12 protein-coding genes are annotated in these 11507 nt (G+C 38.1%); 3 read left to right on the top strand and 9 right to left on the bottom strand.

Annotated elements, in window-relative coordinates:
- Positions 1-288 precede the first annotated feature (288 nt).
- The 7 genes from E0E16_RS04980 to dnaB all read right to left on the bottom strand — a co-directional run bounded on the left by E0E16_RS04980 (position 289) and on the right by dnaB (position 6176).
- Complete coding sequence (locus E0E16_RS04980) at positions 289-1221, bottom strand: hypothetical protein (RefSeq protein ID WP_130829312.1); 933 nt, start codon at positions 1219-1221, stop codon at positions 289-291.
- Positions 1222-1286: 65 nt separating this feature from the next.
- The gene (locus E0E16_RS04975; protein WP_130829311.1) at positions 1287-1682 is read right to left on the bottom strand and encodes a PqqD family protein; all 396 of its coding nucleotides are present in this window, start codon (positions 1680-1682) and stop codon (positions 1287-1289) included.
- A 24-nt stretch (positions 1683-1706) separates the two neighbouring features.
- On the bottom strand, positions 1707-2192 hold the full coding sequence (locus E0E16_RS04970) for a S24 family peptidase (RefSeq protein WP_130829310.1): 486 nt from the start codon (positions 2190-2192) through the stop codon (positions 1707-1709).
- Positions 2185-3081 carry a hypothetical protein gene (locus tag E0E16_RS04965; RefSeq protein ID WP_130829309.1) on the bottom strand — a complete coding sequence of 299 codons (897 nt, stop codon included), beginning with the start codon at positions 3079-3081 and terminating at the stop codon, positions 2185-2187. The genes E0E16_RS04970 and E0E16_RS04965 overlap by 8 nt, the downstream gene beginning before the upstream one ends.
- Before the next feature lie 20 nt (positions 3082-3101).
- The gene (locus tag E0E16_RS04960) at positions 3102-3569 is read right to left on the bottom strand and encodes a hypothetical protein (RefSeq protein ID WP_130829308.1); all 468 of its coding nucleotides are present in this window, start codon (positions 3567-3569) and stop codon (positions 3102-3104) included.
- A gap of 10 nt (positions 3570-3579) precedes the next feature.
- Entirely contained in the window at positions 3580-4440 is an 861-nt protein-coding gene (locus E0E16_RS04955; RefSeq protein WP_130829307.1) for a sigma-70 family RNA polymerase sigma factor, read from the bottom strand.
- A gap of 203 nt (positions 4441-4643) precedes the next feature.
- The gene (gene dnaB, locus E0E16_RS04950) at positions 4644-6176 is read right to left on the bottom strand and encodes a replicative DNA helicase (RefSeq protein WP_130829306.1); all 1533 of its coding nucleotides are present in this window, start codon (positions 6174-6176) and stop codon (positions 4644-4646) included.
- A 93-nt stretch (positions 6177-6269) separates the two neighbouring features.
- Between dnaB and ispE the strand changes: the two genes are divergently transcribed.
- The 3 genes from ispE (at position 6270) to E0E16_RS04935 (ending at position 9710) form a co-directional block, all read left to right on the top strand.
- A complete protein-coding gene (ispE, locus tag E0E16_RS04945) occupies positions 6270-7115 on the top strand; it encodes a 4-(cytidine 5'-diphospho)-2-C-methyl-D-erythritol kinase (RefSeq protein ID WP_130829304.1) in 846 nt (281 codons plus the stop codon).
- 562 nt (positions 7116-7677) lie between these two features.
- Positions 7678-9264: a capsule assembly Wzi family protein gene (locus E0E16_RS04940; protein WP_130829302.1), complete on the top strand. Its 1587-nt coding sequence runs from the start codon at positions 7678-7680 to the stop codon at positions 9262-9264.
- Between the two features lie 8 nt (positions 9265-9272).
- On the top strand, positions 9273-9710 hold the full coding sequence (locus E0E16_RS04935) for a lipocalin-like domain-containing protein (RefSeq protein WP_130829300.1): 438 nt from the start codon (positions 9273-9275) through the stop codon (positions 9708-9710).
- Between the two features lie 2 nt (positions 9711-9712).
- Here the strand turns inward: E0E16_RS04935 and E0E16_RS04930 are convergent, their stop codons facing one another.
- Positions 9713-10819 (bottom strand): MraY family glycosyltransferase, encoded by a 1107-nt coding sequence (locus E0E16_RS04930; protein ID WP_130829298.1) that lies wholly within the window; start codon positions 10817-10819, stop codon positions 9713-9715.
- 183 nt (positions 10820-11002) lie between these two features.
- A partial coding sequence (locus E0E16_RS04925; protein WP_130829736.1) for a transposase occupies positions 11003-11507 on the bottom strand: 505 nt, incomplete at its 5' end.

Raw genomic sequence — 11507 nt, 5'->3', positions numbered from 1 at the left:
ATGGTCGAGAGATTTTATCAGCTGACCATATACCGGCTGTCCGAAGAAATGTGTACTTTTGCCCATGTTATCTGAGTTTGGAAACAAAAGCAAAGATAACAAAAAGGGCTGATACCTCGTGAGAAGTGTCAGCCCTAATTCATAAAAAATGTGGGATGTTTAGCGGACAGTAATAATTTATAATTATAAAGAAGTTATTTTGTTGGTAATCAATAGGTTGTTTACTTTTTAAGGGCGAGACTACTTAGAAGTTTTGAACTGTGTAAATATGAGACGGTTAGATACTGCTTACCAATTTTTTGAGACTATCTTTGTCTTGAGGTCAAACTGCATATTCATTCCCATTACCTTGGCTGTGCTGTTTGAGGCATAATCTGTCATCCAACCGGAAGGAAGAAACGTGTAGTCTTCGTCTGAATTAAAGGTTAGAGTTGTCATGCCCATGCTCTGCATTTGCCCCCAGTTATTTTCTATTTGGGATGTAACCTCTTCTCCCAGTCCCGTTTTCTTCATATTTCCTATAATCATCTGTTTTACATCCTTTTCAGTCATATTGCTCTTGCTTGTGCAATGTAATTGTGTTTCGTCAGAAGTTGTTGTTACGGTGTATGTCGTTATGCCTTTGATGCCCTGTGGGAATTTTCTTTCTTCTTTGTCTCCGGTTTTCAGTATTTTGCCGTAATAATAGAAAAATGTGTTAGAGTTTATATCCTCTATAAGGTTTTTTTCTGAAAGTTGTTCACTGATTGCCATGATTGCTTTTATTTTTGGCATCACCGCTTCTATATTAGGATTTTTCTTATATAGTTCCTCTATGTCAGCGATGGCATTCTTGCTTGCTTTTCCTACAGCTTCATCATAATTTTCAATTTTGGTGATCTTTCCGTCAAGGTTGGTTATATAGATCATCGGAATATTATAGAAATACTTGGATATGACATCATTCATTTGATCTTTCAATTCTTTGTTTCCCTCATACTCTACCTTTGTGATTGTGAATTCCAAGCGATATCCTGAGTTGTTTTTATGTAGAACAACATAACGCTGATTGAGTTTTATGGCAATTTCTTGTGTTCCTCCCATGGGAGCGTTGATTTTTAAATTAGATTTAGACTGATAGATGGTTGTGTCTCCTTGGTTAAAGTTTGCCTTGAAGATAGTTTGTGCGTCTGTCGTGAGTGTTATTCCCAATGCCAGAACAGATAGAAGTAATGCTTTCATATTAGAATTTATAATTTGTTGGTTTCAAAATTACAATTGTTTGAATACTAATTCTTATGTGCTGATTAGTTTTTAAATAATCTTTTAAATAGGCTTTTTTTCTTGTTGTCCGGTTGTTTTTTTAATGAACTTTCATTATTGCTTGGTGATACTTCAGACTCTCCACCTTTTTCTGTTTCCGGAATATCAAAGCCTTCAATAATACCTGATTTCCCCCATTGTGCCACAAGTTCGATAATATCATGTCGAGCAGTTTCATCTTCAACATCATATTGTTCAGTCGTTTTCCTCACCAAATCATCAATGGTGAAAGACTCCATTTTTTGAACTTCCTGCCAAAGGAATGCAGAGCTCTCGTTCATTGAGATGATACTGCTGAAATCAATATTATTTTCACCTTCTGAAACAATAATATATTCTCCGCATACCTGACGGAGATTGAAACCTTTTTTTGCTTTCATAATTTTGTTAATCTTTTTTTATTATTATATAGCACCAAACAATGGAATCCATATTCTTCTGTAGAGTGCCAGTATATATCTTCTTATAGGGTAGAGATGCATCCAAATATAGCTATATGTCTTCCACTTCTTACCATCGATTTTGTCGAGCTCTGTCCTGCCTTTGCGGTAAAATCCAATTACTGTACCCACAACATTTTGTTTTGTGCAATGTTCGGGAGTAAGATTTCCATCTCCCAGTAAAGTTATATTTTCACCTCTTAGTTTAACAATGCGGTGGAGCACATAATGTCCCGGTTCTATCTCTGCCAGCACCGGCTCTCCTTCTTCTATTTGTTTCGGTTTGGTTAGCAACGCCATGTCTCTGTTGTCTTCCAAAAATGGGCGCATGGATTTTCCCTTGAGCTTTAGCGTTACTGTGTGTCCCTCATTAAGCAACTTTACAATTTCTGGTAGTAACTCTGCATTGCTTAATAGTAATTCTGATTTGGATAATGGCTTTTCAGACATCACTGGTTTTTGATATGGTGCGGAAGCAAACTTGTGCAGCTTCCTCATTAGGTAAACAATGCAGTGTATAAACTCCGGTGGTTTCTACAATTTTCGTAATTGTATCACAAATAGCATTATGAATGTCAGAATCCCACTTCATACTTGAACAAGAGGGAAGAATGGATGCAAAGGCTTCAACAGGTTTTAGCTTTTCTATCGAATTTGTTTTCGCCCTATCAATTCTGGTGATTGCTCCTAACTTCGCTTTCACATTCCTATAGCAAGGTGTTTTACCACTCCACGGACCTCCAAAAATCCATAATTCATTATCAATGATCCTGATAATGGGGTTGTCGTCATTCATCAAATCGCTTCCCGGCATATACCTCAGCCACATACTTACATGTGTGGATTTCCCGGTGCCACTTTTAGCGATAAACGCATAGCCGAATCCATTGTTTCTAACCAATGAGGCATGGATAAGCAACGTGTTTTTTCGAGCTCCGGCAAATGCGAATATGAGCATAAGCGCATTATTCAATCCGAACATTCTCATGTTGTGATGACCGTTTAATGCGCACTTGCATTCTGTGAAATCTTTGTTTGTCTGAAGCAAACAGCAATCGGCATTCTCAACATTCTTGATGATGTATTGATATCCTCCATTCGGCAGTTTGTCCACTATCGTATCGCCATTCCCGGTATCAAATGTTCTAATTCTCTCCCTCTCTTCTTTAGTGGCAGGTTGTAATGTGTCATCTACCGTCAGTTGGAATAATATTTCATTATCTATAGAGTTCGTCAGGAATGGTCGAAATGAAGGTAACAAATGTATATCGTTTACATCTGTTTTCTGAAATTTTATGCGAACACTTAGCTCTGCTATTCTAAAGTCATATGCTACCATTTGAAGTATGTTGGTTAAGATTATAACTCTGTGTTTGCCTGGTTTTTTAATTTCTTGTCATTAACAATTATTTGTTCTGCATCCGGGGCAACGGTTGAAAAACTGAAAAGTTTAGAGCTGATGCCATTTACTATATATCTTCTTTTCGTCTTTGTATATTTCGCTTGCATCTTAACATACTTTTTCATGGCTTTTTTCTCTGTCTCAGCAAACACCACCAAGCATGTCGGATGTCTATTCTCTTTCGTGTTTTGAAGATAGTTCTTTAATTGATAGGCATAGTCATCTCGGTTTACGAGGAAATGTGTCCGGTTATCAACCAGATATACTTCTACATGTTGAATATCCGTAAAATATACCGTAGAGTCATTAAATGATGCAGCTACCCCAAACATATAAACATGTGTCTTGATATAGCCTTTTGCAGTCCCGGTGGTTGTTACTCCTAAAAAAAGGAGGACGAATAGAATAAGTTTGTATATTTTCATTTTATGTAATTTATTGTCCTAAATATGATTTCAGTTCTTCACTTGAATTGTTAGTTCTCAGTTTGCTTATTGCCTTCTCTTTTATTTGTCTTACACGCTCGCGTGTCAAGTTCGTTTTTTCACCAATTTCTTCCAAAGACATTTCTTTTTGATCTATACCATAGAAAGCCTTAACAATAATCTGCTCTTTAAGCGTTAGCCTTTGCAAAGCTCTTTTAATCTCTTTATATAGTCCTTCTTCGATCAGTTGTATGTCAGTCGGTAATAGGTTTTTGTTAGGCAACACGTCGATTAATTTGGTGCCATCGCTGTTCAGAGGTGCGTCTATTGAAATGTGAGAATGTTCAACATTCATCGCTTCTTCAACTTTGTCTTGAGGAAGATTTATATCATCGGCAATCTCGTCAACGCTCGGCATTCTTCCATTCTCTTGTTCAAATTTGTCATAAGCCTTTTGAATTCTTTTTACTGTACCGGACTGGTTGATGGGAATTCTCACTAATCTGCTTTGATCTGCTATTGCTTGCATGATGCTCTGACGTATCCACCATACCGCATAAGAAATAAACTTAAACCCTCTTGTTTCGTCAAATTTCTTTGCTGCTTTGATCAGTCCGAGATTTCCCTCGTTAATTAAATCTAATAACGACAATCCGTTGTTTTGATATTGTTTCGCAACCGATACAACGAACCTCAAATTAGCCTTCGTTAGTTTCTCAAGTGCCTTTTGGTCTCCTTTCTTGATTCTTTGAGCGAGTTCGACTTCCTCGTCTGTAGAAATGAGATCCTGATGTCCAATCTCTTGAAGGTATCTATCCAGAGAGCTTCCATTACGATTGGTTATCATCTGTGTGATTTTTAGTTGTCTCATTTCCGTATTAACGATAATATTTTAGGGCAAATTTACATAAAATCACCGAGTTGGACAAAAAAAGTCTATTAAATAGAAGAAAAAAGTCGAACAATAGTAGAAGCATAGCGGGGTATATAGTATTTTTATCCTCTTGCATCAGAAAACTCACCCTTTGATATCTTTACCGACACACCCTACCAACTCATCCTTAAGCTATGACTTTAAAAATCCGGTTTGCCATTTTTAGGTGGGGCAGGAAATGGGTCATCGTTCATCTTACTCCCAATTATCTCTCCTTCGAAATTGTTTTCCGAATTAAGTGGAGAAGTTAAATAATCGTTTTCGTTTGGATTTGAGAATCGGGTATATTCGCCTCGGAAATTTAAGAGAACATCACCTGTTGCGCCTTTACGATGTTTGGCAATGATAATCTGTGCCATGCCGTGAAGGTCATTCCCTTTTTCATCTTGATAAAGGTGATAGTATTCCGGTCGATGCACGAAAAGTACCATATCCGCATCTTGTTCAATTGCCCCGGATTCTCGCAAGTCGCTTAACTGGGGTCTTTTACCTTCTATTCCATCACGTTGTTCGACCGTACGATTTAATTGAGACAATGCGAGGATAGGAATATTCAATTCTTTAGCTAAACTTTTCAGTGAGCGACTGATAGTTGATACTTCCTCCTGACGACTATAGAATTTCATTCCATTGGCGTTCATCAATTGTAGATAGTCGATCATCAGTATCTTGATACCATGTTCTCTCACAAGCCTCCGTGCCTTTGTACGCAACTCAAAAACAGACAACCCCGGTGTGTCATCGACATAAAATGGGGCACCATCCATTTTCCTGATATTATTGTCGAAACGCTCCCACTCATCCGGTGTAAGTTGTCCGCTCAATATCTTATTACCCGGTATGGAACATACGTTTGAAATCAGTCGATTAACTAATTGAACATTATTCATCTCAAGTGAGAAGAATGCCAATGGCAAACGGTTATCAATGGCTATATTTTTTGCTAAACTCAGAGCAAAAGAAGTCTTACCCATTGCCGGACGTCCGGCAATGATGACAAGGTCGGATAATTGCCATCCTGCCGTTATCTCATCGAGCTTCTTATATCCGGTAGGTACACCGGTTAATCCTCCGTTGTCCTTATTTGATGCGGCTTTTTGCAACAGTTCGTGCGCTTGTTTCACAATTGGGTCAATCTGTGTATAATCTTGCGCCATGTTTTTTTGAGAAAGCTCAAAAAGATTGCCCTCGGCTTTTTGCATTAATTCATCAATATCAACTGTCTCATCAAACGCATCAGTTTCAATCATCGAGGCAAATTGAATGAGTTGGCGCGCCAAGAACTTCTGTGCAAGAATATGCCCATGATATTCTATGTGTGCTGAGGAAGCTACTTGAGAACTTAATTCGACAATATAGGTTGGTCCCCCTATATCATCTAAATTTCCTTTATGTCGCAATTCCTCCGCGACAGTCATAATGTCAACCGGTCTTTGTTGCAAGTTCAGAGATTGAATAGCCTCATATATCTTTTGATGTCGAGGCTCATAAAATGTCTCCGGTCTCAAAATTTCAGATACAACGGTAAACGCATCTTTATCTATCATTAATGCGCCTAACACAACCTTTTCTATATCAACTGCTTGTGGTTGAAGATGACCAAATGACGTATCGATTGTCGCTTGTTGACGGCGACCGGTCCTTTTTGATGTTGAACTTTTCTTTTCAGGCATAACGCCACAAAATTACAAAAAATCTTTAAATCTAACCACCATAATACGTTAAGTTTTCTATCTTTGCATCACATTATAAATTAATATATAGTTATGATACTGCATCCATGTTGCAAAATAAATTTAGGATTAAACATAGTGGGCAAGCGTAATGACGGTTACCATAATCTTGAGACAGTATTCTATCCTGTTCCTTTGTGCGACACCTTGGAACTAATTGATGTCGGACAGTATTCTGCCAATCCGGAATGTTATTTGGAAGAAAATGGAGATAAACTCGATTGCACTCCGCAAGAAAATTTGATAGTTAAAGCATTCAAACTGCTTGCAAAAGATTTTCGCTTGCCAAGTATTCGCGTGAAGCTTACAAAACGAATTCCATCGCAAGCAGGCTTAGGAGGTGGGTCTTCGGATGCTGTATATATGTTGAAACTTTTAAATGCTTTTTTCAAATTAAATATCGAAGAGGAACAGCTCATTGGTTATGCTGTTCGATTAGGTGCGGATTGCGCATTTTTTATTCATTCAACCCCATGTTTCGCAAGTGGTATTGGTGATAAATTAACTCCTCTTGATTCACGTCAGATTTCCTTAAATGGATATCATATCGCGATTATTAAACCTGACATTGCAATTTCGACTAAAGAAGCCTTTTCTAACATTCATCCGAATACTCCCATGATGAGTTGTGAAAAATCTGTGCAACAACCAATAAGTGAATGGAAAAACATACTGACCAATGATTTTGAAGACTCTATCTTTCCTTCGCATCCTGCATTGAAGGAAATAAAAAGAGAACTTTACAAACAAGGAGCATTATACGCCCAAATGTCGGGAAGTGGAAGTGCCATTTATGGATTATTCCGAAAGAGTCCCGAGCTTTTATTTCGGTCTTTTAGTAATTACTTTACTTTTATATCTCCCCTGACTACGCTTTAACCAAATCAATCATTAAAGATTTATTCACTTTTAAATTGGTTTCTAATGGTCAATTTGAGTGAAAGCATATTTTCCTTTTCAATTCGTAAGCAAAAAGAATAATCATGCGCACATTCCATAGGACAAACAAGCACCTGATAGGTATATTAATGGAATGGAAATCTTTAATAAAGAAATAGCCTGATTACCAGTTGTTTACATTATGCGTTTCAAAAGCTTACCTTTTGCACTCTAAAAGCTTATCTTTTGCCATCCAAAAGCTAAGGTATTACGATGCAATACCTATACTTACGAAAAATGATGGCTATCGTATGGAAGTCTTATAGTGTTATTTCATAATCATCGATTTGGGGTTAATCGCTAAATGAAATACTTTATAGTTTCCTGATTTAAGTTGACTACTTTAGAGTCTTTTCCTTAAAAGAAAAAATATTAAAACTGATTATTCTTTTCTTGCAATTGTACTTCCACATAATTATTGACTTTACGAGCCAACTTTTTTGGGAAAGACATCGGCAGATTATATTTTTTTACTATCTTTGCCATGTTAATAATTTGCATCATGAATCGTCTATTCTCTATACTCATTGCACTATTCATCTTCCTATCCGTTGAGGCTTCTGTCGAGAGGGAAGTTGTGAACGACTCTACCCAAAATCCCATTTTCCAAAATATTCAATATAAGTTGGAAACATCAGGGAGTTTCTCTGGAAATAAGACCCCATTATGGCTCAATGCCAACCAATATGGGTTAAGTTCGCTTGAGAAGTTGAATGGTTATGTTCGCGGTGCGATAGAACGACCTTTGTCAGTTGATAATGCTAAAAAATGGGGGATAGGATATGGATTGGATATAGCTGTACCTGTCAATTATACCAGTAATATTGTAATACAACAAGCCTACGTTGAAGGAAAATGGTGGCATGGAACGCTTACCATTGGCGCGAAAGAGCAACCTATGGAATTGAAAAACAACGCGTTAAGTTCCGGTTCCCAAACTTTGGGTATCAATGCTCGTCCCGTTCCTCAAGTACGTCTGGCTCTACCAGAATATTGGACACTTCCCTTTGGCAATGGTTGGCTTCATCTGAAGGGGCATATAGCCTATGGGGTGATGACGGACGATAATTGGCAGCACGATTTTACGGCTAAAAAGTCAAAATATGCCGATAATGTTCTTTATCATTCTAAAGCTGGATACCTGAAGATTGCCAATGAAGAGGTGTTCTGCCCATGGTCTTTCGAGTTAGGACTTGAGATGGTATGCTTGTTTGGCGGAACTTCTTATATCCCCAATGATATGGGAGGTATAGATAAGGTTGATGGAGGTACGGGCGTGAAAGATTATTGGAAGGCATTTTTCCCAGGAGGTTCAGACGTTATTGAATCTACCTATAAAAATGTTCAGGGAGACCAATTGGGGAGTTGGGTGGCAAAGATAAAATATAGCGGTGATTGGCATAGTTTCTCTATCTATGCCGATAAGTTCTTTGAAGACCATTCATCCATGTTCCAGCTTGACTATGATGGCTATGGGTCGGGAGATGAATGGCAAATACGTAAGAAGAAGAAATACCTTGTCTATGATGTCAAGGATTGGATGTTGGGTTTTGAATATAATTACAATCCCAATCATTGGATTAATGATTTCGTCTTTGAATATCTCTATACCAAGTATCAGAGCGGTCCCATTTATCATGACCATACTCCGGCAATTCCCGATCATATAGGAGGCAAGGACGATTACTACAATCATTATATCTATCCCGGCTATCAGCATTGGGGGCAAGTAATGGGCAATCCGTTATATCTCTCGCCCATCTATGATAAGAATGGGGATATCTATATCGGCAACAATCGTTTTATTGCCTACCATATTGGTTTGAGTGGTCGTCCGACTGAGTTTACCACTTGGCGTTTCTTGACCACTTATCAGGAGGGTTGGGGCACTTACGATGCTCCTTACTCGAAGAAACGACATAATATGAGTATGCTCGTTGAAACCTCCTATAGCTTTCATAAACCAAATAGCCATTGGTTGCGTGGCGTTACATTGAGAGGTCGCTGTGGGGTAGATTTCGGTTCTATTTTAGGCGGCATCAACTATGGCTTCCAATTCGTAGTTGCCAAGGTCGGATTATTTAATTGATAGATGATATGAACAAAACCATTTTCTTGTATCCTTTTTTATTCTTCCTTATCTTATCCTTCTCGGCATGCTCTTTTGAAACCGATAATGCGCCCGGAGAGCTGGAAGGTACGTGGCGATTGATTTCAATAGAAACGGAAGGTAGAACAGTGGATTATCTTGATAAAAACATATTTTGGTCGTTCCAAAGCAAACTCCTTCAATTGGAGACCAAAGGTGATATCTATATGCGTGTGCTCTATTATTATAAGAAAGATGGAAATACGCTTGTTTTAAGTTCTCCATATAGATATGATCGTGAAAACGGAGATGAACTTATTACGGATCCTTCTTTGCTTGAGTTCTATGCTATAGATGGATTGGAGGTAACTTTTACTTTCCAAACCTCAAAGGATAAATTGCTGTTGAGAGAAGGTAACCGAGTGTTTAAGTTCGTCAAATTTTAGAACTACTGAAATGGTGATAACCCCCTGCGTCTTATTAACCTATCTATAATAAGAACGTGTAACAAGGTATATAAAACAATATCAGCGATAATAATCGTTGTAACATTTAGAACGCCATTTGCTAAAGTGTTGAATAGTATAAAAAAGAATGCCAATAACAAAATTCCAACCAATGCCTGATGTTGTTTAAGCCCCATTCTCATTAATTTATGGTGTATATGATTCTTATCCGGTTGAAATAAATTCCTTTTATGCAATAGACGAGTAATGATAACCCTGAAGACATCGAATACCGGAACTATCAATAAAGTAACGGATAGGAACATTGATTCTTTTCTATAGCTCATGACGTGTGGGTTATTCATGCAAAACTTTATCAATAACACTCCAAGTATATATCCCAATGTAAGCGAGCCGGAATCGCCCATGAATATCTTCCTGTTGTCTTCAATTTTTCCAAATATGTTGAAGTATAAAAAGGATATTAATACGCCCATAAGCCCTGCGATTAAAATACAATATACCCATATCTGTTCCAAGAAGAATCCATATAAGAAACCGGATAAGGCTATAAACGATAAGCCTGCTGATAAACCATCGATGCCATCAATGAGATTTATGGCGTTCATTATGAACACAAGCACTATTACTGTTAATGGCGCTCCTATCCAAAAGGGTATCTCATGTATGGTGCAAAATCCATACATGTTATTAATATATAGCCATGATATAGGTAATAGTGAGGCTGAAAAAATTTGAATAATAAGTTTTTTCTTAGCCTTGACCCCAAATAAATCATCCGTTAAGCCGGTGATGTAAATAATGAGTATGCCTAAGGCGAAGAAATATGTCCATGGACTTACGCTTATCTTCTTCCCATTATATGCGTATGACCACACCACGAGAGCCACTACAGTGGCTGCCAACATACAGGGCAGGAAAGCAACCCCTCCTAATCTGGGGATTGCGTTTTTGTGTATCTTCCTTTTATTTGGTATGTCATAAAGATGCCTCTCCTTACAAAAATTTAGTATCTGTGGTATGATGATGAAACCACATGCAGCACTCACCAAGAAAGATATCAGGCAGATGATGATATAGATGTTCATTATTGTTTTGTTTGGTAATATAACACTTCTTTCCCCGATTTATTGTATCTTGTTTTGCAGAATTATAGTTATGGGCAGAATTACTTTATTATTAAATATTACTGTCCGCTAAACATAGAAATCCTCATTCCAACTCATTGAGACACAATAGTTCGGATGACAGCATGTTAGTGACAAGCCCCCTTATTCATTTTCTGTTACCTCGGGTGGCGATTCAGCCGCTGCTTCAAGCATGAGTTTCATGTCGGCATCCGGCATGTTGAAGAAATTATTCATGTTGAGGTATTCCATAAGTACAATGCGCACCATAGTAGCCAGCCCTGAGAAACTCCACCGCCTCTGCAATGAGCTTTGCAGCAGTGACAGTAATAGATTGGCAATGAGTGTAACCCAAATCTGTATCTTGATGGCGTTGGCACTCTCCCCATAGAAGTATCTAAGCGGGAAGTTCTGTTTTATCTGCTTGAAAAGAGTCTCTATCTGCCACCTCCTGCGGTAGATGGCTACGATAGTCTCCATGGACATGTCAAAGTCGTTGGTAAGCAAGGACACCAACTTTGGCATCTTTCCTTTCTTGATATCCACATAGGTGATGATACGCGCTATATGGTTGATACCGCCCTTCCTGAACACCACCACCTGCTCACGATATTCCATCAGCCCATCCTCGTTCATATCCATGCAGTCT

Source organism: Prevotella rectalis (assembly GCF_900607215.1).
GTDB lineage: Bacteria > Bacteroidota > Bacteroidia > Bacteroidales > Bacteroidaceae > Prevotella > Prevotella brunnea.
This window is presented reverse-complemented; position numbering and strand designations above follow the sequence as displayed.

What these genes read in the sequence shown, in the direction of transcription:
- E0E16_RS04980 (WP_130829312.1), bottom strand. Translation starts at nt 1,221, where the DNA reads ATGAAAGCATTACTTCTATCTGTTCTGGCATTGGGAATAACACTCACG.
- E0E16_RS04975 (WP_130829311.1), bottom strand. Translation starts at nt 1,682, where the DNA reads ATGAAAGCAAAAAAAGGTTTCAATCTCCGTCAGGTATGCGGAGAATAT.
- E0E16_RS04970 (WP_130829310.1), bottom strand. Translation starts at nt 2,192, where the DNA reads ATGTCTGAAAAGCCATTATCCAAATCAGAATTACTATTAAGCAATGCA.
- E0E16_RS04965 (WP_130829309.1), bottom strand. Translation starts at nt 3,081, where the DNA reads ATGGTAGCATATGACTTTAGAATAGCAGAGCTAAGTGTTCGCATAAAA.
- E0E16_RS04960 (WP_130829308.1), bottom strand. Translation starts at nt 3,569, where the DNA reads ATGAAAATATACAAACTTATTCTATTCGTCCTCCTTTTTTTAGGAGTA.
- E0E16_RS04955 (WP_130829307.1), bottom strand. Translation starts at nt 4,440, where the DNA reads ATGAGACAACTAAAAATCACACAGATGATAACCAATCGTAATGGAAGC.
- dnaB (WP_130829306.1), bottom strand. Translation starts at nt 6,176, where the DNA reads ATGCCTGAAAAGAAAAGTTCAACATCAAAAAGGACCGGTCGCCGTCAA.
- ispE (WP_130829304.1), top strand. Translation starts at nt 6,270, where the DNA reads ATGATACTGCATCCATGTTGCAAAATAAATTTAGGATTAAACATAGTG.
- E0E16_RS04940 (WP_130829302.1), top strand. Translation starts at nt 7,678, where the DNA reads ATGAATCGTCTATTCTCTATACTCATTGCACTATTCATCTTCCTATCC.
- E0E16_RS04935 (WP_130829300.1), top strand. Translation starts at nt 9,273, where the DNA reads ATGAACAAAACCATTTTCTTGTATCCTTTTTTATTCTTCCTTATCTTA.
- E0E16_RS04930 (WP_130829298.1), bottom strand. Translation starts at nt 10,819, where the DNA reads ATGAACATCTATATCATCATCTGCCTGATATCTTTCTTGGTGAGTGCT.